Annotated in this window: 28 protein-coding genes; 6 read left to right on the forward strand and 22 right to left on the reverse strand. The window is 67.7% G+C overall.

Going from position 1 to position 25,104, the window contains the following annotated elements:
* Positions 1–9: 9 nt before the first annotated feature.
* Together H9656_RS04660 and gyrA are read right to left on the reverse strand one after the other, a co-directional pair.
* Positions 10–813: an aminotransferase class IV gene (locus H9656_RS04660; RefSeq protein WP_191743066.1), complete on the reverse strand. Its 804-nt coding sequence runs from the start codon at positions 811–813 to the stop codon at positions 10–12.
* Positions 814–819: 6 nt separating this feature from the next.
* A complete protein-coding gene (gene gyrA, locus H9656_RS04665) occupies positions 820–3,597 on the reverse strand; it encodes a DNA gyrase subunit A (RefSeq protein ID WP_191743067.1) in 2,778 nt (925 codons plus the stop codon).
* Between the two features lie 123 nt (positions 3,598–3,720).
* On the opposite strand from gyrA, the gene H9656_RS04670 reads away from it, so the two are divergent.
* Entirely contained in the window at positions 3,721–4,332 is a 612-nt protein-coding gene (locus H9656_RS04670; protein ID WP_191743068.1) for a superoxide dismutase family protein, read from the forward strand.
* Between the two features lie 6 nt (positions 4,333–4,338).
* Here the strand turns inward: H9656_RS04670 and H9656_RS04675 are convergent, their stop codons facing one another.
* The 14 genes from H9656_RS04675 to H9656_RS14205 form a co-directional block, all read right to left on the reverse strand.
* On the reverse strand, positions 4,339–5,298 hold the full coding sequence (locus H9656_RS04675) for a DMT family transporter (RefSeq protein ID WP_191743069.1): 960 nt from the start codon (positions 5,296–5,298) through the stop codon (positions 4,339–4,341).
* An 89-nt stretch (positions 5,299–5,387) separates the two neighbouring features.
* The gene (ssb, locus tag H9656_RS04680; protein ID WP_191743070.1) at positions 5,388–5,882 is read right to left on the reverse strand and encodes a single-stranded DNA-binding protein; all 495 of its coding nucleotides are present in this window, start codon (positions 5,880–5,882) and stop codon (positions 5,388–5,390) included.
* A 90-nt stretch (positions 5,883–5,972) separates the two neighbouring features.
* Positions 5,973–6,392, reverse strand: coding sequence for a hypothetical protein (locus H9656_RS04685; protein ID WP_318240593.1), 420 nt, complete (start codon positions 6,390–6,392; stop codon positions 5,973–5,975).
* Positions 6,393–6,394: 2 nt separating this feature from the next.
* Positions 6,395–7,063, reverse strand: a complete 669-nt coding sequence (locus H9656_RS04690; protein ID WP_191743072.1) for a hypothetical protein — start codon at positions 7,061–7,063, stop codon at positions 6,395–6,397.
* Between the two features lie 81 nt (positions 7,064–7,144).
* Positions 7,145–9,856 (reverse strand): transcriptional regulator, encoded by a 2,712-nt coding sequence (locus H9656_RS04695; RefSeq protein ID WP_191743073.1) that lies wholly within the window; start codon positions 9,854–9,856, stop codon positions 7,145–7,147.
* 250 nt (positions 9,857–10,106) lie between these two features.
* The gene (locus tag H9656_RS04700; RefSeq protein ID WP_191743074.1) at positions 10,107–11,054 is read right to left on the reverse strand and encodes a flagellin; all 948 of its coding nucleotides are present in this window, start codon (positions 11,052–11,054) and stop codon (positions 10,107–10,109) included.
* Between the two features lie 119 nt (positions 11,055–11,173).
* Complete coding sequence (locus H9656_RS04705) at positions 11,174–11,455, reverse strand: flagellar protein FlaG (RefSeq protein WP_191743075.1); 282 nt, start codon at positions 11,453–11,455, stop codon at positions 11,174–11,176.
* Positions 11,456–11,547: 92 nt separating this feature from the next.
* Complete coding sequence (locus H9656_RS04710; RefSeq protein WP_191743076.1) at positions 11,548–12,333, reverse strand: flagellin; 786 nt, start codon at positions 12,331–12,333, stop codon at positions 11,548–11,550.
* Between the two features lie 259 nt (positions 12,334–12,592).
* Complete coding sequence (locus tag H9656_RS04715; protein ID WP_119411759.1) at positions 12,593–12,772, reverse strand: hypothetical protein; 180 nt, start codon at positions 12,770–12,772, stop codon at positions 12,593–12,595.
* A gap of 4 nt (positions 12,773–12,776) precedes the next feature.
* Entirely contained in the window at positions 12,777–13,199 is a 423-nt protein-coding gene (locus H9656_RS04720; protein ID WP_191743077.1) for a hypothetical protein, read from the reverse strand.
* Positions 13,196–13,579 (reverse strand): M15 family metallopeptidase, encoded by a 384-nt coding sequence (locus H9656_RS04725; protein WP_024353084.1) that lies wholly within the window; start codon positions 13,577–13,579, stop codon positions 13,196–13,198. Before H9656_RS04725 ends, H9656_RS04720 begins: the two co-directional genes overlap by 4 nt.
* On the reverse strand, positions 13,576–13,833 hold the full coding sequence (locus H9656_RS04730) for a hypothetical protein (RefSeq protein ID WP_191743078.1): 258 nt from the start codon (positions 13,831–13,833) through the stop codon (positions 13,576–13,578). The genes H9656_RS04725 and H9656_RS04730 overlap by 4 nt, the downstream gene beginning before the upstream one ends.
* The gene (locus H9656_RS04735) at positions 13,830–14,021 is read right to left on the reverse strand and encodes a hypothetical protein (RefSeq protein ID WP_191743079.1); all 192 of its coding nucleotides are present in this window, start codon (positions 14,019–14,021) and stop codon (positions 13,830–13,832) included. Before H9656_RS04735 ends, H9656_RS04730 begins: the two co-directional genes overlap by 4 nt.
* A 4-nt stretch (positions 14,022–14,025) precedes the next feature.
* Positions 14,026–15,513 (reverse strand): DUF2793 domain-containing protein, encoded by a 1,488-nt coding sequence (locus H9656_RS14205; protein ID WP_191743080.1) that lies wholly within the window; start codon positions 15,511–15,513, stop codon positions 14,026–14,028.
* Positions 15,514–15,728: 215 nt separating this feature from the next.
* Here H9656_RS14205 and H9656_RS04745 point away from each other — a divergent pair, with 215 nt between their 5' ends.
* On the forward strand, positions 15,729–16,676 hold the full coding sequence (locus H9656_RS04745; protein ID WP_191743081.1) for an endonuclease/exonuclease/phosphatase family protein: 948 nt from the start codon (positions 15,729–15,731) through the stop codon (positions 16,674–16,676).
* Here H9656_RS04745 and H9656_RS04750 read toward each other — a convergent pair.
* The 6 genes from H9656_RS04750 to H9656_RS04775 all read right to left on the reverse strand — a co-directional run bounded on the left by H9656_RS04750 (position 16,660) and on the right by H9656_RS04775 (position 21,561).
* Entirely contained in the window at positions 16,660–17,865 is a 1,206-nt protein-coding gene (locus H9656_RS04750; RefSeq protein WP_191743082.1) for a CCA tRNA nucleotidyltransferase, read from the reverse strand. The genes H9656_RS04745 and H9656_RS04750 overlap by 17 nt on opposite strands.
* The gene (locus H9656_RS04755; protein ID WP_191743083.1) at positions 17,862–18,536 is read right to left on the reverse strand and encodes an NUDIX hydrolase; all 675 of its coding nucleotides are present in this window, start codon (positions 18,534–18,536) and stop codon (positions 17,862–17,864) included. The genes H9656_RS04750 and H9656_RS04755 overlap by 4 nt, the downstream gene beginning before the upstream one ends.
* Complete coding sequence (locus H9656_RS04760) at positions 18,533–19,093, reverse strand: DUF1285 domain-containing protein (RefSeq protein ID WP_191743084.1); 561 nt, start codon at positions 19,091–19,093, stop codon at positions 18,533–18,535. Before H9656_RS04760 ends, H9656_RS04755 begins: the two co-directional genes overlap by 4 nt.
* A 48-nt stretch (positions 19,094–19,141) precedes the next feature.
* Positions 19,142–19,654, reverse strand: coding sequence for a GNAT family N-acetyltransferase (locus H9656_RS04765; RefSeq protein WP_191743085.1), 513 nt, complete (start codon positions 19,652–19,654; stop codon positions 19,142–19,144).
* A gap of 63 nt (positions 19,655–19,717) precedes the next feature.
* Positions 19,718–20,491, reverse strand: a complete 774-nt coding sequence (locus H9656_RS04770) for an enoyl-CoA hydratase (protein ID WP_191743086.1) — start codon at positions 20,489–20,491, stop codon at positions 19,718–19,720.
* Positions 20,488–21,561, reverse strand: a complete 1,074-nt coding sequence (locus H9656_RS04775; protein WP_191743087.1) for an MBL fold metallo-hydrolase — start codon at positions 21,559–21,561, stop codon at positions 20,488–20,490. Before H9656_RS04775 ends, H9656_RS04770 begins: the two co-directional genes overlap by 4 nt.
* A 388-nt stretch (positions 21,562–21,949) precedes the next feature.
* On the opposite strand from H9656_RS04775, the gene H9656_RS04780 reads away from it, so the two are divergent.
* The 4 genes from H9656_RS04780 to H9656_RS04795 all read left to right on the forward strand — a co-directional run bounded on the left by H9656_RS04780 (position 21,950) and on the right by H9656_RS04795 (position 25,099).
* Positions 21,950–22,666: a hypothetical protein gene (locus tag H9656_RS04780; protein WP_225212224.1), complete on the forward strand. Its 717-nt coding sequence runs from the start codon at positions 21,950–21,952 to the stop codon at positions 22,664–22,666.
* Between the two features lie 108 nt (positions 22,667–22,774).
* A complete protein-coding gene (gene xth, locus H9656_RS04785; protein ID WP_191743088.1) occupies positions 22,775–23,560 on the forward strand; it encodes an exodeoxyribonuclease III in 786 nt (261 codons plus the stop codon).
* A gap of 3 nt (positions 23,561–23,563) precedes the next feature.
* Positions 23,564–24,106, forward strand: coding sequence for a hypothetical protein (locus tag H9656_RS04790; protein ID WP_191743089.1), 543 nt, complete (start codon positions 23,564–23,566; stop codon positions 24,104–24,106).
* 72 nt (positions 24,107–24,178) lie between these two features.
* Complete coding sequence (locus H9656_RS04795) at positions 24,179–25,099, forward strand: cobalamin biosynthesis protein CbiG (protein ID WP_191743090.1); 921 nt, start codon at positions 24,179–24,181, stop codon at positions 25,097–25,099.
* Positions 25,100–25,104 lie beyond the last annotated feature (5 nt).

Raw genomic sequence — 25,104 nt, forward strand, 5'->3', positions numbered from 1 at the left:
ATGAACGGCCTAGATTTTCTGACACGGCTGTGATCGCCACAGGGCGCCTATTTGCTGCACTGCACCAGTCGCGCCAGTGAAAACGTGGCCGTCGACGGCCGCGATTTCGGCCGCAGGGGTGGCGCTGTTGCACAGGAAAGCGCCGTCGAAACGGGGCAAGTCCCCCAGGCGCACCACCGCCGTGCGCTGCGGCGATCCGGCGCGGTCCAGCGCTTCCCGGATCAAGGCCTGCGCCACGCCGCTCAGCATGGACGCCTGGGGCCAGACGACCGAATCGCCTTGGATGAAACCGACATTCCACAGCGAGCCTTCGGAAACTCGGCCTTCGCCGTCCGTGAACAAAGCGTCGTCAAATCCCGCCAGCCGCGCCCCACGCCGCGCCCGCAGAAGGCCCATGGTCGCGACGTGCTTCAGATGTGGCGCCTCGCGGGCATAGGTCTGGCTTTGCAGGCGCACCCCGTGCGGCAGCGGCGACGGCAGCGGCGATACGCTGATCATCACCTGGGGCGCGCCCATCCAGTCCGGCTGTCGAAGGGATAGCTCCCGCGAGAACAGACTGATGCGCAGCCACGCCTCGGTGCGATCGGCCAGAGCCGTCCGCATTTGATCTCGCAGGCGGTCTTCAGCCACGGCCTCGCCGAACAGTTCGTTCGCCGAGGCGTGGAGCCTCTCAATGTGCCGGTCCAGCCCGCGTACGCCGCCCTCCTCCACGCCGAAGGAGGTCAGGGCGCCGTAGTTGAACAGGGCCTGATGGCCGAGATCCTCAAGCCCGGCGGGCCGGCCGTCGATCCAGAGTTCAGGAGCGACGGCCATGCAGGATCAGGCCTCGCCGCCCTCAACCGCCGGGGCATCGCCCGCGTCGCCGTCATCTTCGTCGTCGCCGCCAGAATCGGCCAGACGCTCGACCGAGACGACCTTCTCGTCCTTGCCGGTGCGGAAGATGGTCACGCCCTGGCTGGAGCGGCCGACGATGCGGACCTGGCTGACCGGGGTGCGGATCATCTGGCCGCCGTCGGTGACCAGCATCAGATCGTCCGACTCCTCGACCGGGAAGGCGGCGGCCAGGCGCGTGCCCGCGCGACCGCCCAGGCCGTGGGCCGTCAACCCCTGCCCGCCACGACCGGTGCGGCGATACTCATAGGCCGAGGACCGCTTGCCGAAGCCGGTTTCCGTGACCGTCAGGATGAACTGCTCGGCCGCGCCCAGCTCAGCGATGCGCTCCACCGACAGGGCGGCGTCGCCCGCATCCTCGTCGTCCGCCTCGACCGTGACGCCCTCGTCTTCTGCATCGGCCCCGGCCAGCGCCTTGCGCATGGCGTTGGCGTGCTTGACGTAGGCGGCGCGTTCTTCCGGCGACGCATCGACGCGGCCGAGGATAGCCATCGAGATGACCGTGTCGCCGTCCTGAAGACGGATGCCGCGCACGCCGGTCGAATCGCGGCCCTTGAACACGCGCACGTCGTCGGCCTTGAAGCGGATGGCCCGGCCCAGCGCGGTCGTCAGCAGCACGTCGTCTTCAGCCGTGCACAGGCCGACGCCGACCATGCCGTCGCCGTCCTCCAGCTTCATGGCGATCTTGCCCGCGCGGTTCACTGTGGCGAAGTCGCTGAGCTTGTTGCGGCGCACGTCGCCCGACTTGGTGGCGAACATGATGTCGTAGTCGCCCCAGGTCGCTTCGTCCTCGGGCAGCGGCAGCACGTTCATGATGCTGTCGCCCGGCTCGATCGGCAGCAGGTTGACGAAGGCCTTGCCGCGCGATTGCGGATTGCCCAGCGGCAGGCGCCAGGTCTTCAGCTTGTAGGCCTTGCCGTTGGTGGCGAAGAACAGCACCGGCGTGTGGGTCGAGGCGCTGAACACGCCGGTGATGGCGTCCTCGTCCTTCATCGACATGCCGCTACGGCCCTTGCCGCCGCGATGCTGTGTCCGATAAGCGTTCAGCGCCACGCGCTTGACGTAACCCGAGTGGGTGACGGTCACGACCATGTCCTCGCGCGGGATCAGGTCTTCGTCTTCCATCTCGGCGTCGCCCTCGCCGATGAGGGTGCGCCGGTCGACGCCGAACTGATCCTTCACCAGGAGCAGGTCTTCGCGGATGATGGCCAGGACGTTCTTGCGATCCGACAGGATGGTCAGGTGGCCCTGGATGGTGTCGGCCAGGGTGCGCGCCTCGCCGAAGATGTCGTCGCGGCCCAGACCCGTCAGACGCGACAGCGTCAGGGCCAGGATGGCGCGGGCCTGTTCGTCGGTCAGGCGGATCTTGTCGCCCTCGACCAAAACAGTGCGCGGGTCGGCGATCAGCTCGACCAGGGCCATCATGTCCCCGACCGGCCAGGCCTTGGCCTGCAGACGCTCGCGCGCCTCGGCCGGGTCGGCCGAGCTGCGGATGATGTGGATGACCTCGTCGATGTTGGCGACGGCGACGGCCAGACCGACCAGGACGTGGCCGCGGTCGCGAGCCTTGGCCAGCTCGAACTTGACGCGGCGGACTACCACCTCTTCGCGGAATTCGAGGAAGGCCTCCAGCAGGGCGCGCAGACCCATCTGCTCGGGCCGCCCGTGGTTCAACGCCAGCATGTTGACGCCGAACGAGGATTGCAGCGCCGTATAGCGATACAGCTGGTTCAGGATCACGTCGCCCGAGGCGTCGCGCTTCAGTTCGATCACGATGCGCATGCCCGCGCGGTCCGACTCGTCGCGGACGTCGGCGATGCCTTCCAAACGCTTCTCGCGCACCATTTCGGCGATGCGCTCGATCAGGGTCTGCTTGTTCACCTGATAGGGCAGTTCGGTGATGATGATGGCGTCGCGATCCTTGCGGATCTCTTCGACCGAGGCCTTGCCGCGCACGATGACCGAGCCGCGCCCGTCGCGCAGGGCGTTGCGCGGGGCCGTGCGGCCCATGATCTCGCCGCCCGTGGGGAAGTCGGGTCCCGGAACGATATCCAGCAGTGCTTCGTCCGAGACTTCAGGATCGTCCAGCAGGGCGACAGAAGCGTCGATCACTTCGCGCAGGTTGTGCGGCGGGATGTTGGTCGCCATGCCGACGGCGATGCCGCCCGCGCCGTTGACCAGCAGGTTCGGTATCCGCGCCGGCAGGACGACGGGCTCCAGTTCCTTCTCGTCGTAGTTCGGCTGGAAATCGACCGTGTCCTTGTCGATGTCGGTCAGCAAGGCCACGGCGGCCGGGGCCATCTTGGCCTCGGTGTAACGCATGGAGGCCGGCATATCGCCGTCGACCGAGCCGAAGTTGCCCTGACCGTCGACCAGCATCAGCCCCATGGAGAAGTCCTGGGCCATGCGGACCAAGGCCATATAGACCGAGGCGTCGCCGTGCGGGTGGAACCGGCCCAGCACGTCGCCGACCACACGGGCGCACTTCGAATACGACCGCTCGGGCGTCATGTTCAGGTCGTGCATCGAGTACAGGATGCGGCGGTGCACCGGCTTCAGACCGTCGCGCGCATCCGGTAGAGCCCGGCTGACGATCACGCTCATGGCGTAGTCGAGATAGGAGCGCTTCAGCTCATCCTCGATGGTGATGGTCGAGATATCGCCCGGCGCCGAGGGGGCGGCGTTTTGGTAGCTGTCGTCGGTCAATGAAATCAGGCTTTAAATGGCCGGAATCGGAACGTGATCCGCTGTTCCGGTTTCTATCATCCGGGGGCCGTGGTGGCAAAGAAACGCCGCTGAAATCCCCATGCCGAAAAGGACAGGAAAGCCATGCGTCTAGCCGCTTCGAAACTGATCGCTCCCAGCGCTCTCGCCATCACGCTGATCGCCGGGGCCGCTTGCAGCCAGAGCCCGGCCTCGCCGCCGGCTTCCGATGCCGCTCCTGCAGCTTCCACCGAGGCCGCCGCCCGCACTACGCCGGGTCAGACGGCGCAGGTGGCCATCATCAATGGCCAAGGCGCCGAAGCAGGCAGGGCGACGTTGAAGCAAGGCGCCACTGGCCTGCTGATCAAGGTCGAGGCCACGGGGCTGACGCCGGGCTGGCACGGCATCCATATCCACGCCACGGGCCAATGCGAGGCGACCTTCACCTCGGCCGGCGCCCACATCAATCACGGCGACCCGAAACAGCCGCACGGCCTGCTGAACGCCGACGGGCCTGACGACGGCGATCTGCCCAACGTCTTCGCCGACACATCGGGCGCCGTGAACGCCGAAGTCTTCACCACCCGCGCCCGTCTGGCGGACGCCGGTCCGGGCCAGTGGCTGCTGGACGACGACGGCTCGGCCCTGGTGATCCACGCCAACGCCGACGACCACTCCAGCCAGCCGATCGGCGGCGCGGGCGACCGCGTGGCCTGCGCCGTCATCAAGGCGCAGTAAGCAGACCTAAACCTTGGCGGGGGCGCCGGCGCGCAGGCCGCGCTCCCCCAGGGCCACCGTCACTACGCCCAGCAAGGAAATGGCGACGCCTGTCAGGATCTGCGGCGTCAGCACGTCGCCCATGAACAGGCCGCCGATCATGATCGACACCAAGGGCGAGCCCAGCAGATAGGGCGTCACCCGCCCGGCCTCGCGCCGCTGGACCAGCCAGAACATCAGGCTGGTGGCGAACACGGACGAAATCACCCCAGCCCAGATCAACGTGCCCCACACCAGCGGCGTCGCGGCCTTGGCGGCTTCCCACTGCCCGTTTTCGAACAGCGCAGACCCCAGGGTCAGAACCGGAAAGGCCATAAGAGCCAGCAGCCCCTGCATCTTCAGCGGCGGAATCGAGGTCGTCCGACGCGCGATCACCGTCGTCAGCGCCCAGGCCGAGGCCCCCAGCGCCCCGACCAGAATGGCCTTCCAGTCGTTCAGCGCATGCGGATCCAACGTCATCCAGGCCACGCCCGCAAAGGCGATGACCAGGCCAATGGAGGCCATCCTCGAAATCCGCTCACCCAGCATCAGGAAGGCGAACAGGGACGTGAGGGGGATCCACAGCTGGGTCGCCACGGTCACTGGGCTGACGTCGTTGGCGAGCCAGAACGCAAGATAGATCAAGCCATAATGGATCGGGCCGCCCACCACGGCGATGATCAGCAGGCTCTTCCAGTTCGGGAACGGCGGCCGCACGAACCAGACCATGCACGCGGCGGCGATGGCGAAGCGTAAGGCCCCTGTCATCAGGGGCGGCAGCACCTCGGTGGCCAGCTTGGCGGCGGCGTTGTTCACCCCCCAGATGACCAGAACGGCCACGATGGCCGCGATTTCGAGCGGCGTCAGCGCGTGCGGGGAGGAAGAGGAGGAGCTGGACACGCCCTCATGCTTGCCACAAGGCGCGACGTTTTGCCTCTCACGAAGCATGAGCGGAGGTTACCCCTCCCCCTCCCTACTCAACGAAAAAGGCCGCGCCCCCAGGCGGAGGCGCGGCCATTTTTCGATCCAGCGAGCCTTTAGAACGGAATGTCGTCGTTCAGGTCGTAGCTTTCCTTCGGACCCGAGGGCTTGTTGGCGCCGCCGGTCGAGAAGCCCGAGGAGTAGTCGTCGTCGCGGCCGCCGCCGTAGCCGCCGCGATCACCGCCGCCCTGGCTGTCGCCACGGCCGCCCAGCATGGTCAGCTGGCCGTTGAAGCGCTGGATGACGATCTCGGTCGAATACTTCTCGACGCCCTGCTGATCGGTCCATTTGCGGGTCTGCAGCGAGCCTTCGATGTAAACGGTCGAGCCCTTCTTCAGATAGTTCTCGGCCACCTTGACGATGTTGTCGTTGAAGATGACCACCGAGTGCCACTCGGTCTTTTCCTTGCGCTCGCCCGTCGACTTGTCGCGCCAGGTCTCAGAGGTGGCGATGCGCAGGTTGGCGACGCGGTCGCCGTTGTTCAGCGAACGGATTTCCGGATCGCGACCCAGATTGCCGATGAGGATGACCTTGTTGACGCTGCCCGCCATGACGAATGTCCTTTTATCTTCTTGCGTCGAGTCCTAGCGGATTTCGACGAGATGTTCCAGTTTTGTTCACGCTCGATTTCGAGCGCTGAATCAGTTTGGGGCGACCGCGACCGGGCGTCCGTCGATCTCTCGCTGGATCGCGCCCGGAATGGCCAGGCGGCCGTCCCCTGTGCGCGCCAGGGCGAAGAACCGGGGCCCGTTCAGGGATTTGCCGAACTTGACCCCCGCACGATCGATAAAGATGAACTGCCCCTGATAGGCGCCGATCATCTCGGTCTTGTTGCCGCCGATGCGCAGGAAATGCAGACGCATTTCTTCCAGGCGCGCCGCACAGAACTCGATCTGCGGCTGGTCGCGCGCGACGACGTTGAAGCGCGCCGCGCCCTCGGCGTCCTGGCCCATGTGATAGCAGACGCCCGCCCCGCCCGGCGCTTCGGCCGTGTTGGCGCAGGCAGCCAGGCCAGCCGCCGCGGCGATGGCCGCCAGCAGGCTGATTGAAGCGCGGCTCACGGTCACAGCTCCGGGAACTGACATTGGCGGTCCTGTTGGGCCAGGGTGCGGAAGCGGTTGTTGTCGGTCGACTGCTCCACGCGGCGCGGGACGAGCCGCAGGGTCGTATCGCCCCATCGGCCATAACGCGCCTCGCCCGGCGCGACGCAGGTTCCCGAGTAGAGGGCCTGCACGCAGGCGGCCAGGCTCATATTGCCCGACACCTGACGCCATTCCGATCCCGTGTGACGCAGGCAGGCCGTGCCCGTGTTCGAGGGCGCAGCGCGCGTATCGTCGGCGGCGCCCGGCTGGCCAGCCGGAGCGAGCTCGATCGCCGGCGTCGAAGGCAGTTCCGGCGGCGGCGCGAAAGAGGCGGTCGGCGCAGCGACCAGCGAGCCCGAGGCGTCCAGCCCGACGTCGAGGGCGCTGGTGGCCACGCCGTTGCGCTGGGCGCAATCGGCCAGGGTCGCCAGGCCCACAAATTGGCCGTCCACGAAGCAGCGCAGTTCGCGCGTCGGCTCCAGCGTCGGGGCCTCGGCCACGTCGATCGTCAAGCCGCCCTTGGACGCAGGCGGCGGCTCTGACGGCGCATCCTTCCCGCCGCTGAAGACCAGGGCGGCGGCCACGGCGCCGACGACGGCCAGACCCGCGCCGACGATCAGAACCGTACGATTGTCTTTCGAAAGGGCCATGCAGCTCTCAACGCGCCAAAGAAGGCCCCACTAACCCCGAGCGCCCCACAGCCGTCAACCGAAAGCGCCCTCAACCCCGGCTTAGCCTGTGAGTCTCGCCAGGGCGGCCTGGTAGTTGGCCAGTTGCGCCTGCAGGTAGGCTGGGGCCTGACCCGTCACCTTGGGCTTGGAGCTTTCCGGGGCCAGGGCGCGATAGGCGTCGCGCATCGCTTTGATCGCCAGTTGCACCTGATCCGTGGACTTGGCGATGGCGTCCGGGTCGGCCAGGTTCAGCAGCGGCGACAGGTCGATGCCGAAGGTCTTGGTCTTGTCCTCCGTCTTGCCGATGAAGCCGGGCGTCAGGCCCAGGCCCGCCAAAGCATCGCGTCCCGCCTCGCCGGGCGTCAGCACAGCGCCGGCCCGCCCATCGGCGCTGGTGATGGACAGGCGCTGGACCCCGCCGCTGGTCACCCGCTCATCGCCATCCATGCCGGTCAGGTAGTCGCGGTCGTTCTTGATCGTGACCTTCAGATGGCGACCCGACGCCATTTCGATCTTGCGCGCAAGCGACTGCAGCGTGTCCTTGGCGTCGATCGTCACCGCCGTTTTCCGGCCCGTGGCGGGGTTCTGCACATAGAACCGGTCGCCTGCGCGGACGGCTGTGGCGTCCACCAGGGTTTTGGACTGGCTCTGGCTGATCTCGCCTTGCGGCAGGCCCAGCCGATCCAGCACGCTGGCCCCGCCTGACGACACGGTCAGGGCCAGAGGCCTGGCCTGACCGTCCGCCGCCGTCCAGGTCTGGCTCCATTCCACCTGCCCGGTCTGCACGTCCAGCCGCGCCAGATAGCCGCGAGAGGCGTCTTCCGGCTTGGCGCCAATGGCGCGGTCCGACAGCCCCGTCAGCCACACCTTGCCGTCGTGCACCTTAACGTCGGCGGCGGTGTCGTCGCCCGCCCCGCCGTAATAGGTCACCCGATCTGCGCCCGAGGCGGCCAGATCCGTGGACAGGACAGCGACGAAGGCGTCCTGACCTCCCGCATGAGCATTGGCGACCTGGCCCGCATCCAGGGCGCCGCTGCGCGTGGCGCCCGATACGACCAGCCGGCCGTCCGCCACCGCCAGACCGGCGATCTCGCCTCCAGAAGCAGCGCCCAGATTACGCACGCTCAAAAGCTCGGGCTCGCCTGTCGCGCCGACGCGGAAATGGCGCACCACGAAGGCGCCGTTCTCGACGCCTGCCGTGTACAGATTGTCGCCATCGACGGTCATCGCCTGGACGTTGTCGTCGCCGACCGTCCCGAACTGGGTCGTCCCGGTCGCGGTCGCCTTGACCGGCGCCAGACTGTGGACCTGGCTTTCGCTGAAAGCCTGGACGTAGCCGTCCCAGCCGCCCACGGCCAAGGTCCCCGGCATGGCGGACTTGGCTCGTCCCGCCACATAGACCCGACCGTCGGCGCCGAAGGAAACGGCAGTGGCTTCATCCTCGGCCTTGGCGCCGCGCCTCTGGGTCCACTGTTCGCGCCCCTGGGCGTCGAAGACGGTGACGAAGCTGTCGGCCGTCGTGGCGGAGGCGCCCGCCTCGCCAGGGACAAGGGCGCCGATCACCGATCCGGCCACGGCCACACGCCCGTCCGCATCCACGGCGATGGCGTAACCGCTGGCCTTGGACGCCGCGCCCAAAGCGCGGCTGACGACCACATTGCCCGCCGAATCCAGCTTCATCAGAACGACGTCGCCCTGTCCCTTGATCGGCTGGGTGGAGGCGCCGGCGCTGACATCGGCCACGATCCACATCGAACCGTCCGGCCCGGCCGCGCTGGCCCGCACCGTCTCGACGCCGTCCGGCAGGGACGAGACGCCGCTGCGACCCTCAACCCAGAACCCGCCGCCAGAGCCCGCAACCGGATTGCCGTCCGGGTCGAACTTCAGCACCTCATGGGCGCCCTTGCTTCCTGCACCCTGCACGACCTGGATCGAATCTCGCGCCTCGGCCGGGGTGAAGCTGATCGTTTCCAGCGAGACGCCGGCCACCGTCAGCCCCCAGCGCGCCGGACCTGCCGGAAGGGTGATGGTCTTGTCGCCAGCCTTGATCGTTCGTGGCTCGGCTTCGATCGTCTGACGGTGGATGCGGGTCTGCACGCCCGCCTCCTCCAGCTTGCCGTTGATGTGCTGCACCACCGCATCCATCGTGCGCGGCGTCGATCCCATGTCGGCCAGGTCGATATCGACCGTCTGGCTTCCAGTCATGGTCTTCACCGTGATGCCGAAGCGCACATCGCCCTGGAAGACGGCGACCTCGTCAGTCAGGACGCCGTCGTGAATCGGACCGGTCAGGTATTTCGGATTGTCGCGCGGCACGGCGGCTGTCGACTGGCTCTGCGAGGCGGACACGCCCTGAACCACGCGCACGCCCTCGAACTGGGCTGCGGAGAGAAAATCCTTCACCTCGGCGATGCCCGAGGCGAATCGCCGCGACAACTGCTCAGATTCCATGCGGGTAACCCCGCGTTCGCCCGCGCGCGTCGTCAGCGCCTCAAGCATGGAGAGGCCCTGGTACAGGGCGAAAATCTTGCGGTAGTCGCTCGAAGAGACGCCTTTAAAGTCAAGGACCGCATTGTCCTCATTGACGAGCTTTCGACCGCTCAGAGCGGCGCGCAGAAGGTCCGACTGGTTCGGCTTTTCCTTGCCGGTCAAGGACCAGGGGGCGGTCGGCTGTGTCTTCGGCTTGGGCGCGGCCTGCGCGGACGGGAACGCGCCCGCTCCGCCAGCGAGACCGTAAAGACCCAGCAAATAGCTGTTGTTGATCACCGCCACGAAAGCCTCCGCAGACCAGCCTGCCGCAGATGCGGTAACGATTTGTTTAACCGCCGCGCGCAACCGCCCCGCGCCAGTCGCAGTTCCAGTTCGTCTGCAGCCTGATGTGGAGATGTTTCATGTCGCGCGTACGCTGGCTTCTGATGCGGCTGATGAGCCTTTACGGCCTGATGCCGCGCCCTGCCCCGCCGCGACGGCGACCGCCCGTCATCCTGGGATACGGGCCGACCCGGCGAATGGGCTAGCGTCCTTAGCCCTTGAACAGCGACAGGATGATCTGCGGCGCCTGGTTGGCGATCGACAGCGCCTGAGCGCCGAGTTGCTGTTGAACCTGCAACGCCTGCAGGCGCGCGCTTTCACGCGCCATGTCTGCGTCCACCAGATTGCCGACGCCGACTTCCAACGAATCCATCAGCTTGGTGACGAACAGCGTGTGCTTTTCGATCTGCTTGGACTGAGCGCCCAGCTCAGCGAGCTTGGAGTTAGCGTCGTTCAGCGCCGCCTCAACCGCTGCGAGAGCGATAGCAGGGTCTGTTTCAAGCGACAGCGTCATTATATGCCCCATGACAGCAGGAACCGCGGGAACAACCGGCGGACCCGGATCCTCGGGAATGGCCGCCGAGATTTCGCCCCAAGTCGCCAGTCCCAGTCCCGACAGAGACATATCCTGCCGATTCATGGTGATGGTTTCAGATGCATCCGCATTAGCCAGGAAATTAAGCGGCGTCAGTGTCGTCGGCGGCGTGGCTGAGGGGTCGGGGCGCGAACCGTTCACCTTGCCGTTCAGGATATTCTCGCCATCGAATGAGGCGTTGTCCGCAAACGACTGCAAGGACTTCAGCAGCGACTGAAATTCATCGTTGTAGGCCTTGCGCGTCGCGTCCGACGCTGACGGGTCAGCCGCCGCCGTGGCCTTCTGGCGAAGCTCCACCAGGATGTCGGAAATCTGCTGACCGGCCGCCAAGGCCACATCGGCGACCGATGTGGCGCGGTTCAGGCTGGTCTTGACCGATTCCAGCGCATTCATGTCGGCGCGCTGGTTCTGAGCGATGGCCCAGGTGGCGGCGTTGTCCTTGGCGCCCTGGACCTTCAGCCCGGTGTTCACTCGGCTCTGGGTCGCCGCCAACTTGGAGTTGGTGGCGTTCAGGTTCTGAAGCGCGATAAGCGCCGACGCATTGGTGATTACGCTGTTGGTCATGGCCATTCTCGCCTCAGATCCGATTCTGACGAGCAGTAATGACGCTGATTCCTGAGCGTATGGTTAACGGCGCCGCAACGCCTGTTAACGCCGCCGCCTTCCGGCGCCCAGACCGCCGCTCAGATCTCGGTCTTGATGATCTTGCCCACGTCATAGGCCGGGCTCTGACGCAGCTTCAGGACCTCTTCACGAGGGAACTGGCGAACCACCTCCCCGGTGACGCGATCCAGGGTCTTGTAGACGTAGCCGGTCGACTCGCGTTCGATCGTCAATCGGTAACGACCTGCGTCGTCGCTATCTTTCTGCACGTCCTGCACAGGTTGCTGCGCCTCGATGGCGCCGCCCTGCGGCTCGCGATCGAGGTAGGTTACGCTGGACACTCCCGCGACATTGTCAGCCATATCCTTTCGCGCGGACGCGCCGCGCCTCCCGTATCGAACGACACGAGAAAGGGGCGAACCTTACGGCCCGCCCCCTTCCTAATCGCGTCGGATTAGCGGAACAGGCCCAGCAGGATCGAGCTGGACTGGTTCGCGATCGACAGCGCCTGCACGCCCAGCTGCTGCTTGGTCTGCAGAGCCGTCAGGCGAGCGCTTTCCTTGGCCAGGTCGGCCGCCACCAGGTTGTCGACGCCGACTTCCAGGGCGTCTTGCAGCTTGCCGACGAAGACGTTCTGACGGCCCAACGACTTGGACTGGGTGCCCAGCGTCGCCAGATTGGCGGTGAAGCCCTCAATCGCCGTCTGGATGGCGTCAGCGTCGTCGTAGTCGCCAGCCGTGACGCCCGAGGTGACAGCGTCCTCGAAGCCCACGTCATAGGTCGCGGTCGAATCCAGGCCGGTGCGCACGGTCGTAACCGTGCCGTCGAACAGGTTGATGCCGTCGAACTTCGCGCCTTCAATGGCCGAGTCGATTTCTGCAACCAGCGCGTCATAGTCAGCCTGATAGGCCGTCTCGGCGGCGCTGTCGGTCTCGACGGTCTCCAGGGCGACGGCGATGCTCTTCAATTCCTTGAAGGCTTCGACGACGGTGTCGCCGGCCGCCAGGGCGACATCCACCAGCGACTGACCGCGCGAGACAGAGTTCTTGACTGCGTCCAGCGAGGCGATGTCAGCGCGTTGGTTGGTGGCGATGGCGAAGATCGCGCCGTTGTCTTTGGCGGTGGCGACCTTGAAGCCCGTGTTCACGCGGTTTTGCGTGACGTTGAGGTCACGGTTGGTCGCGTTCAGGTTTTGCAGCGCAACGAGGGCGCCAACGTTCGTGTTGATGCTGTTAGCCATTTTGGCTGTCCTTTGTCTTCAGACGATGTCCGACGCCATTTTGGCTGCCGGGAGCTTTCTGCTCGGAAGGTCAGGTCGCAAGTGGCGGGCCAACAGAGCGTCGCTGGTTCCAAAAGCCAGCGCATTGATTTTTCAGTGTTAGATTCTGGAAACCATATCAGAACGCCCGGCACTTCCTGCCGTCAGCGAGCGTAGGCGGCAATAAGTGCCGGGCTTATCGGCAAAAAAAGCCGCCTGCTGTCCTATCGAAAAGACAAACTCACGGACGGGAATGCACCCATGCGTCGATCAGGGCGCGTTCGGCCTGAAGCGTCTCAACCGCCAGTCGCCGCGCCGCATCGCACGTCAGGATCTGCCCGCCGCGCCGCACATAGGCCGCCTCCAGATCCGCCGTCGTGGCCGCCTCGGGCAGCACCGCCAGATCACAGGGCCGCGTCACGGCGTCAGAAAGGATCAGACGCGGCGGCGCAACCGGCGACGGCTGGGGCAAGGCGGCACAGCTCGCGGTCATGATCGCGCAGACGCTGAGCGCGAGCGGGGTCCAGAGGCGTATCGGCGTCATCGGCGGTCCTTGCTCGGGTTTCGGCCGTCGCGGTCGCCCGCGCCACGGCCTCGGCATGATGGTGAAAGGCGTCCAGAACCTCGACCTGGCGACCGCGCGCGGCGGCCTCCAGAGCGCGGGCGGCCGCCAGGGCCTCGGCCTGATCCGCGCGGCGCTGAACGGCTTCAAGACGGCGCGCCTGCAGGTGCAGCGGATCCCACCGCACCCCGAGTCCTCGCCCGACGATCAGGATCAGAACTACGACGACGCCGAACGCCGCCAGCCAGCCCAGCGGCGTCAGGGTGCGAAGAAGGCCGCCGCTCATGGATAGGCCCCCCGGTCCAGTTCGAAATGCGGGCCGTCGCGCAGACGCGGCCAGTCGCCTCCCCAAATCAACCGCACACCCCGCCCTTTCGCCGCCGCCTTGAAGGCCTCGGCGATACGCGGATAAAGCGGCCAGTCCCAGCGGACCTGCCCGTCGACCCAGGCGGCCACATCGATGGCGTGCCCGGTCAGGTGGCGCGAGTTCAGCGTCCGGCTGGCCCCTGCCCGCACCAGTTCCGCCTGACGCGCCGCCGTGCGCAGGCCCTCGGTGACCATGAAATCCACCGGCGTCAGCTCGATTGCGGCCTCGACCACGGCCACCAGGTCGGGATGCACCCCCTGCAGCGCGGCGCGCGAGCGTTGCGAAAGCCGGAAGCTCATGGCCGCCCGCCCGCGCGCAGGCGCATCATATTGACGATCTGCTGGGCGCTTGGCGCCACCAGATAGAGCAACAGCATCAGGGCGATCAGTCCCATCAGCCCCTCAGCGATGCGCGGCAGGTCCGAGGCCTCAGCCCGGCTCACCGCCAGCCGCAGCAACAGCCACAGGGCCAGGCTGGCCGCATAGACATAGATCCGCCGCCACAGCCAGCGGCCCTCAGCGAGATCATGCGTCGGTTCCTTGGGCGTCATCATTGGTCGTCCTCCGGATCAAAGGGCGCGGCGGAGACCCGCCAGTCGGCGCCCAGATGGTCGAAACAGTCGTCGGCGCTGAGCCGGTCAGGCGCGGACCAGGTCTCCTCGTCCGGCAGTTCAGGCAAAGGAGGCGCGGCCTCGTCCCACGGCTCCACAGTTTGAATGATGCGATGCAGGCGCTGGGTCATGACGTCACCCGATCGCCGTCAGCCGGACCACGCCGGGCGCGCCCGCGCCGCCTGCGCCCGCCGCCGTCACGCCCGCGCCGCCCCCGCCGCCGCCGCCGCCGTAAAGGCCCCCGTCGCCCCCTGCACGCCCGGCTCCGGACGCCTGAGCGCCGCCCCCCGCGCCGCCGCCGCCCGCCCAGTGCAGATCGTTCAGAGGCGCGTTCTGTCCGGCGTTTCCGACGCCAGCGCCGCCCGCCCCGCCGGTCGCCTTGACCGACAACAGGCCGCCATCGCCCCCGGCGCCGCCCGACTGGACGATATTGGCCGCGCCGACGCCCCCTCCTCCGCCGCCGCCGCCCGGTCCATCAGGCCGCGCGCCGGACTGGCCAGCCATGCCCATCGCCGTGACCGAAGAGGCTCCGCCCCCATTGGATGCCATCAGGCCGCCGCCGCCGGCGCCGCCAAGCCCGGCCGCGGACGCGCCGCCCGCCCCGCCGCGCCCGCCCTCGCCGGTCAACAGCGTCACGCCGCCCAGCGTGATGCGGCTATCGGCCCCCGGCGCGCCCGCAGCGGCCGAGCCGGAACCACCGCCCCCGCCAGCCCCGACGACGATGCTCAATCCGGCGCCTAGCGCCTCGACAGGCCAAAGGGCGCTCATCACCCCGCCCGCGCCGCCGCCGCCGCCGCCGTGGCGGCTGGTCCCGGCCGGACCGGCCAGCCCGGCCCCGCCTCCTCCGCCGCCGCCGACGCAGACCGCTTCGACCCAGCGCGCCCACTCCGGCGGGGACCAGGCGCCGCCCGCCGTCAGGGTGGTGGTCTCACGCCGCGTCGCGCCGCGGGCGAACCAGGCGCGGCCGGTGTGCCGGTCGGTCATCAGCACCTCGCGCCAGGTCCCGCCGTCCGCGCTGACCTTCAGCCGCAGGTCGTCGTCGCCGATCAGGCCCAGTTCAGCCCGGCCGCCCCAGCCGCTCTGGAACAGCAGGGACAGCACGTCCGCCGATGTCTGCTTGTTGAAGGTGAAGCGCAGGTCGCCGTCGCCGCCGCTCTCGCTTTCCAGCGCGGTCCACAGGGCCTTGTTCGCCCGCACCGTCACTACGTTCGTCGCGTCCGCCGTGGCGTTCACGCCCAGGCGGGTGATCTGCTGCAGTTCGTCCGGCGTCGCGGTCTGAAGCGGCGTCCAGTCGCCATTGCGGCGCACGACGATCTCTTCACTGTCCAGCACCACGGCCAGATGTCCATCCAGCGTGGGCGCCACGGTCCAGCCGCCCATCTCATGACGCATCAGCGCCCCCGCCGCCCGGCCCGACCAGTCATCGCCCGTCGCGCCTTCCGGCAGAATGTAGAGGTCGCCGTCCGACGCCTCGGCCGGCTGGGTCGCCGTGGTGCGGCTGACCACCGCCGTCTGGGTCAGGGCGTCCAGAAAGGTCAGCGCCTCGTTCAGAGTGACGTGCTTCTGCAGTTGTCCGGCCGCCAGATAGGGCAGGCCCAGCCGCGCGCTGGCGTCGATGCTCATGTTCAGTCTCCGTGGATCAGGAGATGTCAGTCTGTGCAGCCGCCCCATGCAGGCGCGTCGATCGGGTCAAGGCGTCGCCAAAGCCGGGAATTTTCAGGCATCGGCGTATTCGGTCGCGATAGCCGCGCCGTTTCTGCGCGCGGAACGGCCGCCTCGACAGCGCCCGGATCGGCGGCTAACCGGGACAGCCCCTCCCCCGCGTTCGCGATTGCTGCATGACCCTGTTTCAGGCCCTGGCGCGTCTGACCGCCCTGACCGTTCTGGCGCCGCCCGCCCTGGTCGCCGTCTCAGCGCTCAGCCGCGTCGGACACAGGCTGCCCGATCTACTGACGCAGTTCACCGCCCCGGCCCTGATCGCGACGGGTGCGGTGTGCGTGGTCTTCCTGTTGCTGAAGCTGTGGGACATGGCGGCGCTGGGCGCGGTCATCGCCGGGTTGCTGCTGGTCGCCGTCTGGCCGCAGTGGACGCCGCCGCGCGGGACGCCGGCCGACGGCGCCGAAACGCTCACCCTCTATTCCGCCAACCTGTGGGCGCGGAACAATGATGCGGACGCGGTCGCCCGCTCCATAGTCGCCGCAGACGCCGACATCGTCATGCTGATCGAGCTGGGCGACGGCCCCAACGCCCGGCTGGACGAGATCCTGGCGAGCTATCCCCACCGCGTCGCCACTCCGCGCAAGGATCGGCCCAGCGGCGCGGCGCGCTCGGTGATCGCCTCGAAACGGCCGCTGCACCGCGTGCGCGACGCCGACGGTCAGGGGCTGGCCGCCCTGGTCGCCGAGGCCGAGACGGCGCTGGGTCCGATCAATCTCATCGCCGTGCACATGACCCGCCCCTGGCCCTTCCAGCATCCCTACGGTCAGATCAGTCAGGCCGAGCGGCTGGCCGGACTGCGCCACGGACTGAAGGGCCCGGTTGTCGTGGCGGGCGATTTCAACAGCGTCTCGAGCGGTCGCATCGGCCGTCAGATCAAGGCTGAGACAGGCCTGATCCCGGCTCCCGCCTGGCCAGGCACCTGGCCCGCCATGGCCCCGTCGCCGCTGGGCATCACCATCGATCATGTGTGGCGCTCGCCCGATCTGGCGCTTTTAGACCGGCGGCTGGGCGGCAAGACCGGCTCGGACCACCGCCCGGTGATCGTCAAGCTTACGCGCGCGCAATAAGCGCCTTCAGCCGGACCTCATGATCGTGGTCGGGGAAGTCGTCGGCGATCCAGCCGTCTTCAAAGGCTTTCAGGACGCGCCCTGTCTCGGGCCCCGGTTTCAGGCCCAGTCGCGCCAGATCGCGCCCGCCGACCGGCAGCTTCGGCGGCGCCCAGTCGGCCGCGAGGGCCAGCAAGGCCTGCATCCTCGCCGCCTCGGCGCCCGCCGCCCAGGCACGCCTGACGCGATCCTCGAACGCTTGCCGCCCCTCGCGCCAGATGACGGCGCGCGCCTGAGCGTCGCTCGTATCCGGGTCGAGCGGCGCGCGGACGGCGGCGATCAGCCGGTCCTTCTGGGCGTTGGATAGCCGCAACCGGTTCGCCGACGCGCGCACCGCGTCAGCGTCTGCCGGCAGCAGGGCCGACAGCCGCAGCACCGGGTCCGGGCTGACCCCGACCATCGCCTCGAACAGCGTCAGGCCTCCGGGCGGCGGCAGAATACGACCCAGCACCCCCGCATCCCGCATCAGCCGCGCCGCCGGGCGCGGATCGGGCGCCGCCAGCAGCTTGAGCAACTCCTTAGACACCCGTTCGGCCGACAGCCGCTCGACCCCTTCGGCCAGGGCCGCGCAGGCGGCCACCGCGGCCGCATCCGGCGCGCCTCGCCCATACCAGGCGAAGAAGCGATAGAAGCGCAGGATGCGCAGATAATCCTCTTCGATGCGCTGTTCAGGCTCGCCGACGAAGACGATCCGTCCGGCCAGAGCGTCGTCATACCCCGCGCCCGTCGGATCCAGGATCACACCGTCGGAGTCGGCATAGAGGGCGTTCAAGCGAAAATCCCTCCGCGCCGCGTCCTCGGCCCAGTCGTCGGTGAAGGCGACGGTGGCGCGCCGTCCGTCGGTCGATACGTCTCGGCGCAGGGTGGTGATCTCGAACGGCTGACGCTCTGATATGGCCGTGACCGTGCCGTGGTCCATGCCGGTCGGCACGCTCTTCAGGCCCGCCGCCTTCAGCGCTTTCACCACCGCTTCGGGCGTGAGGACGGTGGCGATGTCCACGTCGTCGATCGGCGCACCCAGCACGGCGTTACGCACGCAGCCGCCGACGAAGCGGGCGCAGTCCGCCCCGCCCGCCGCCGCCAGAGCCGCCATCACCGCCTGCGTCGCACCGGCCGTAAGCCAGTCCTGTCCTTCAAGCACATGGTTCATCCCACGCGCTCGCTCGCGTCAGCCTCGGCGGCCCTGTGCGGCGCAGCTTCCTCGCCGTAGAGGCGGTTGAACAGGCCCTTCAGAATGCCCGCCGTCGCGCCCCAGATGTAGCGCTCGCGATAGGGCATGGCCCAGAACCAGCGGCGCGGCCCGTTCTCCTGGTCATAGTAGTCGCGGCGATGGTTCACCGGGTCCATCAGGAAGTTCCACGGCGCCTCGAACACCTCGGCCACCTCGGCAGGCGAAGGGGTGACGTCCGGCGGTATCGTCAGCCAGCCCACCACTGGCGTCACCAGAAAGCCGGTGCCGGTCTCATAAGGATCGCCAAGCCCCAAGGGCTCGACCACAGCCGGGTCGAGGGCAATCTCCTCCCACGCCTCGCGCAGGGCAGCGTCCAGCGCCGTCTCGCCTGGATCAAGCCGGCCGCCCGCAAAGGCGATCTGTCCCGTATGGCTGGCCAGACTGTCAGACCGCCGCGTCAATAGGACGGTGGGGCCATCCTCACGCGCGATGATGGGGATCAGGACCGCAGCAGGCTTCAGCTTGACCTTCGGACGGCTGAGATCGGGGTTCAGGTCATAGTCGGACCGCGTCGCCCCGCGCTGAGGGGACCACGCCGACACCGGGTCCAGCCGCTGTTGCAGCCGCGACTTCAAGCCGGAACAGGTCAAAGCCCTGCGCCTTCCGGCCCCAGCGGGAACGTCACCCCGCCCGAGCGCACCGCCAGCCGTCCGTCCGCCTCCTGCGCCCGCTCGACTAGTTCATAAAAGACAGGCCGCGCGATCCGCGCCCACAGATCGCCTCGCACATGGACGCGCGGCGCAGGCTCGCCCGTCGTCGCATCCGTCTCGACGACGATGACGTGGTCAGGTCCGGCGGCGGTCTCGTCGCCCTGATCCGTGGTGAAGACCAGGGCCTCGCCCTCTTCGCGCACGGCCACGGCGCGGAATGGCAGGTCCTCGACCGCGATCTTCAGCTTCTCGACGGGCGTGACCAGGTGATAGCCGTCCGGGTCTTTCCTCAGCACCGTCGAGAACAGCCGCACCAGTTCGGCCCGGCCGATGGGCGAGCCTTCATGCATCCACACGCCGTCGGCGCGGATCAGGATGTCGATCTCGCCGCAATGTTCAGGATGCCACAGATGAACGGGAGGCAGACCCCTGCCCGGCGCCTGACGAGCAGCATCGGCCACGCCTGTCAGACCCGAGGATGTCGGTGGGTTCGTCATGTCTGAACTATGGGATGCGTCGCCTCGCAAAGGAAGGCCGCGCCCGGCTCAGACGGCGGGGCGAACCGCGCCGACCGGCGCCGCTTCAGTGAAGGGCAGCCACATGACCCGGCGCTGATCCACCGGCCCCGGCAGCACGGCGTCCGGCGCAGGCACAAAGCCGAAACGGGAGAAATAGGGCGGATCGCCGACCAGCAGGATGCCGTCCAGCCCCAGCGCCCTCGCCTCTTCGATGCACGCCCGCACCAGTTCGCCGCCCAGCCCGGTGCTGCGGCTAGCCTGATCCACGGCGATCGGCCCCAGAAAGACCGAGCGCGCCTCGCCCGTGAGGATCGACCACAGCCGCACCGAACCAATCAGGCGGCCGTCTTCATGCAGACAAAACCCGGCCGCCCGCGGCGCGCGCTCACGCAGACGTTCGGCCGTCTTGGCGAACCGGCCAGGGCCAAAGGCGGCGATGACCAGGGCGTCGACAGCGGCCGCATCGGCCGTCGTCTCACGCGTGATCGGCCCCGCGATCTGCGGGTCGTCTGGAGGAGCGGAGGCGGGCGCGGCGTTCATGCGCGGCCCCTAGTCCCCCGCGCCCGTCGAATCAATCGCGATCTTCGGCGAAACCGCGAGAAATCAGCCCAGTTTGGAGAAGTCCGGCGCACGCTTCTGGCTGAAGGCCATGAAGGCCTCCATCGCCTCGGGGCTGCGCATCTGCGAGCCGAAGGCCTCAGCCTCACGCTGCATGACCGTCCACAGCGCCTCGGCGTCGCGCATCAGGGCCTTGGTCTTGCGGATGGAGTTGGGCGCCCGCGCGGCCAGCTTGGCCGCCAGTTCCGCCGCCGTCGCCTCGACCTGATCGGCCGGAACCGCGCGGTTGGCCAGTCCCCAGGCCAGCGCGGTCTTGCCGTCGATGGCCTCGCCCAAGGCGAAGAGCTCGAACGCCCGTTGATGTCCGATATTGGCGCCCAGCAGCAACGACGACGCCGCTTCCGGCGCCAGGGCCAGGTTGACGAACGGCACGGACAGCAGGGCGTCCTCGGCCACCACCACCATGTCGCAGTGCAGGAGAAGGGTCAGGCCGATGCCCACCGCCCGGCCGCGCACCGCCGCCACGGCGGGCTTGTCCAGCTCGGCCAGCGCCTTCAGGAAGCGGAACACCCCCATCTCGACCAGATCCCCCTCGGTCTGCCCCAGGGAAATGAAGTCGGCGATATCGTTGCCCGCCGAGAACGCGTCGCCCTCGCTGCGGAACAGGATGACGCGCACGGCGTCGTCGACCTTAGCCTTCTCCGTCGCATTGGCCAGCGCCGTATACATCGCCTGGGTAATGGCGTTCTTCTTGTCGGCGCGGTCGAAGACGACCGTCAGGACGCCGCCTTCCAGATGGGTTCGAATATGTTCGCTCATTGGCCTGTCTCCGAGAGGCTCCACCAGTCCACGCCGTCCCCGTCCCGCTCGCGGCGGACACGTCCTTGACGGTCTAGATAATTGAGGTGCGCCAGGGCTTCGCCCGTCGCCATGCCCAGCACGCCGTCGCCCACCGGACGGGCGAACAGGGCGCCGAACACATCGATGACGCGACGCGGCGTCCGCAGCGTCTTCTCCAGCCGCTTCAGCGCGGTTTCATGTCCGCGGATCAGGGCGTCCAGCCGCAGGGTCACGCCGTAGAAAGGCTCTCCATGCGAAGGCAGCACCAGCAGGTCGCCGGGAAGCTGGCTTCTCAACGCCGCCAGCGAGCGCAGCCAATCTCCCAGGGGATCAGCCAGCGGCTCCGTCGCCCAGACCGAAATGTTCGAGGAGATTCGCGGCAGGATCTGATCGCCGGCGATGAAGACGCCGTCCTTCTCGCGCCACAGGCAGACGTGTTCGGGGCTGTGCCCCTCCCCGACCACCACGCGCCATTCGTCTCCGCCGATGATCAGGACCTCGCCGTCTTGCACCCGGCGATAATCGCGCGGAAAATCCTGAACCATACGGCCAAAGCCGCCATAGCCGTCGCGCCAGCGCGCGATCTGCTCGTCCGACCAGCCCGCCGCCCGATAGAAGGTCTCGGCGCTTGACGGAGGCCCCAGGGTCTCGTCGCCGATCAGCAGTCGCGCCGTCACATACTCCGTCCGCGACATCAGCAGCGGCGCATCGAACTGCCCGCACAGCCACCCTGCCAACCCGATGTGATCGGGGTGCATGTGAGTGCAGATAACGCGTGTGATCGGCCGGCCGCCCAACGCGCCCGCCAGCGCCTCCATCCACCCCTCGCGTGAAGCCGCCGTCGCCATGCCCGCATCCACGACCGCCCAGCCTTCGCCGTCCTCGATCGCGTAGATATTGATGTGGTTTAGCGCCATCGGCAGGGGCAACCTGAGCCACAGTACGCCGGGCGCCGCCACGGTCGCCTCACCGGCGGCGGGCATTGCCAGGGCGGGATAGGTCAGACCGCGCTCCGTGCGGGTTCCTGCAAGGGTTTCGCCGTCAGACAAGTCCGTCTCCAATCGCAACTGCATAGTCAGCGGGTATTTGTCTGTCCAGCCGCTAAAAGTGCGCTTCTGACGACTTGACCGAGAAGGGGGGCATCGTCATGGCTGGATCAAACATGATCGGGAGAGTCTCGTGCTGAACAAGTCGCTAAATAGAACTGTCGTCGCGCTCAGTAGCGCGCTGGCTCTGACGGCCCTAACCGCCCTTCCAGCGCTTGCGCAAGACAATACAGGGACGGGCCACGGTCCAGCGTCTTCCCAAAGTCCTATTAGCGCCCCGTCAAGCCGCGTCACCCCATCCCGCATGGACCGGCAGCGCCAAAATCGGGAAAGTCAGCGTCGCGCCCCCGCTGCCCCTACACCCGAAGAAATCCAAACGGCTGCCCAAGGCTTGTTGGTCGCCACCAACACCAACTGTCAGATCACCGAAACCAAGCTTCTGGGCCAGTCGGCGGCAAAGGAGTCTCTCTATGAGGTGTCCTGCGCCAGTGGTCCTGGTTATTTACTGCTGGACTCAGCCGCTCCAGCGGCGACGGACTGCCTGACCCTCGCGGCGTCGGCAGAAGCGGCTCTAGCGCGCGACCCGAACGCCGATGTCGGCTCGCAATGCACCCTGCCCGCCAACGACAACGCCATGGCCGTCTTCACCGCCTTCGCCAAGGAAGCGGGCGTGGCCTGCACCGTCGACCAAGGCCGCATCGTCGGCGCCAAGTCGGGCGGCGCGGTGGTCTATGAAATCGGCTGCGCCGGCGTCGACGGCGCCCAGATCAACAAGGCCGGCGCCGGCTGGGAGGTCGTGAACTGCCTGGAACTGGCTTCGGCCGGCGCGTCCTGCACCTTCACCACGCCGCAGGAGCAAGCCGCCACGGTCAAGGCCATTCTGGCCGGTTCGGACGCCGCCTCGTGCGACGTGTCGCAGGTCCGCTACATGGGCAAGAACGCCAACGGCGCCTTCTATGAAGCCGCCTGCAACGGCGCCGACGGCCTCATCGCCCGCGTGAACACCGAAAACGCGGTGCAACAAGTGTATCCTTGCGCAACCGCGCAACAAATCGGCGGCGGCTGCAAGCTGACGACCACGCCGCCGGCCGCGACGCCGAACACCTGATCTTCGCATCAGACTGACGTTTCAGACGCCGCCGGAGCGATCCGGCGGCGTCTTTGTTTTGTCCGCCCCTCTTTCCCAAAGCAGCGGCTCACCTTAGCCTTGCGTCCCATGCGCATCGCCACTTGGAACGTGAATTCGGTCAACGCCCGCCTGCCTACGGTGCTGGAGTGGATTCAGGCCGCCAATCCCGACGTCGCCTGCTTCCAGGAGATCAAATGCGTGGACGAGAAGTTCCCGCGCGAGGCCTTCGAGGACCTGGGCTACAACGTCGAGACGCACGGCCAGAAGAGCTACAACGGCGTCGCCCTGCTATCAAAATACCCGCTGTCGGACGTGCGGCGCGGCCTGCCCGGCGATGATACGGATGACCAGGCGCGTTACATCGAGGCCCTGATCGAGGCGCCCCGGCCGGTCCGCGTCGCTTCCATCTACCTGCCCAACGGCAATCCGATCGGGACCGAGAAGTTCGCCTACAAGCTGGCCTGGTTCCAGCGGCTTCAGAACCACGCGCGCGAGCTGCTCGCGCTGGAAGAGCCGCTGGCCCTGTGCGGCGACTACAACGTCATCCCCGAGGCCGAGGACGCCAAGAACCCCGCCGCCTGGGCCGAGGACGCCCTGTTCCAGCCGCAGAGCCGCGAAGCTTTCCGCGCCCTGAAGTGGCTCGGCCTGGCCGATTCCCACGAACTGGGTCGCGAGCCGCCGGGGACCTTCACTTTCTGGGACTACCAGGCGGGCGCCTGGCGCCGCGACCACGGCATTCGCATCGACTTCGCCATGCTGTCGCCGCACGCCGCCGACCGCTTCCGCGCCATCGAGACCCACCGCGAGGCGCGCGACATGGATAAGCCCAGCGATCACGTGCCCGTCGTCGTCGACCTGGATCTGGAGGCCTGATCCATGGGCGACACGTTCAGGGCCATTCTGCTTATCGCCCTGATCGCCGCCTTCCTGACCACCAGCGTCCTGCTGTTCTCCTGGTGGATGGAATCCGAGCGGCGGCTGCGACGCGCGATGACCAAGGCGCTGGGAGCGCCAGCCGACACCCTGGCGCTTTCACCTTATGAAGGCCGCGCGGCCGGGCTCGACCTTGAGGGCGGCCAACTCGTCGTCCTGTGGAACCGGGGCGCCATGGGGCTGGTCTACGCCTTCGAAGAAGTGCTGGGGGCCGAGATCATCGTCGACAGCCATCTGGTCGCCCGCGTCCTGCGCGGCCAGATGCGCAAGGAGATCGATCTGGACGCGCCCGACGCCGAACTGGTCGTGCTGCGGCTGATCTTCAGCGACCCGCACAACGCCGAGTTCGAGATCGCCCTGTGGAACGGCACGCACAACGCGCCCGCCTCGGAGGCCGAAAAGACCAGCGGCGCCCGCTCGCCGGGCGAGGGCCTGCGGCTGGGGCGGCGCTGGTTGTCGCACGTCGAAGCCGTGATGCAACGCTGATCGCCCTTCACGGCTTGAGTCCGGGCGGCTAGAACCCCTCGTCCTCCTTTGCTTCTTTCTTCAGGAGCCCCCGTGGCCCGCCTTTTCGACGCCTACATCATCGCCAACTGGACCGCCGCCGAGGGCAAGAAGCTGGGCGAACAGACCCTGTGGGTCGGCGTCGCCAAGCGCGACGTGCGCTTCCGCCTGTATGCCGAGACCCACAACGTCGCCACACGCGCCGAGGGCGAGAAGCTGATCGCCGACCTGCTGGCCGAACACCGCAAGCGCGGCGACCGCGTGCTGGTGGGCTTTGACTTCGACTTCGGCTTCCCGGCTGGAACCGCCGCGCGCCTGAAGCTGGACGGCCGCCCGTGGGATGCGATGGGCAAGTTCCTGGCCGCCAACATCGTCGACAAGGCCGACAATTCGAACAACCGCTATCAGGTCGCGGCCAAGATGAACCGCCTGATGACGGACGAGCCCTGGCCTTTCTGGGGCGCGCCCGCCAGCCAGGCCCAGCGCTGGCTGACCACGACCAAGCCGCCCGAAGGCGCCGGCGCCGACATCCCCGAGTTCCGCGCCACGGAACTGGCCGCCCGCAAGGACAAGCTGCCGCCCAAGAGCGTCTGGCAGATGCACGGCGCGGGCGCCATCGGCGGACTGACCCTGGTCGGCGTGCCCATGCTGCGTCGCCTGCTGGACACGCTGGGCGCCTCGGCGGCCGTCTGGCCGTTCGGCACCGGCTGGCGCGAGCTGACCGAGGCCGACATCGCGCCTCTGTCGGCCGTCGTGGTCGAGGTCTGGCCGCTGATGTTCGAGGCCAAGCGCGGCGTGAACGCCGAAGGCGTCAAGGAATACAAGACGCAGGCCCAGGTCCGCGCCGCCGCCGAAGCCTTCGCCCGCATGGACGACACCGGAGCCCTCCAGAAGGCCTTTGCGCCGCCTGCTGGCGCGGATGAGACGCTGATCGCCCAGGTCGAAAACGAGGAAGGGTGGATTCTGGGGGTCTGAGCCTT

It is taken from the genome of Brevundimonas guildfordensis, assembly GCF_014836405.1.
Lineage (GTDB): Bacteria > Pseudomonadota > Alphaproteobacteria > Caulobacterales > Caulobacteraceae > Brevundimonas > Brevundimonas guildfordensis.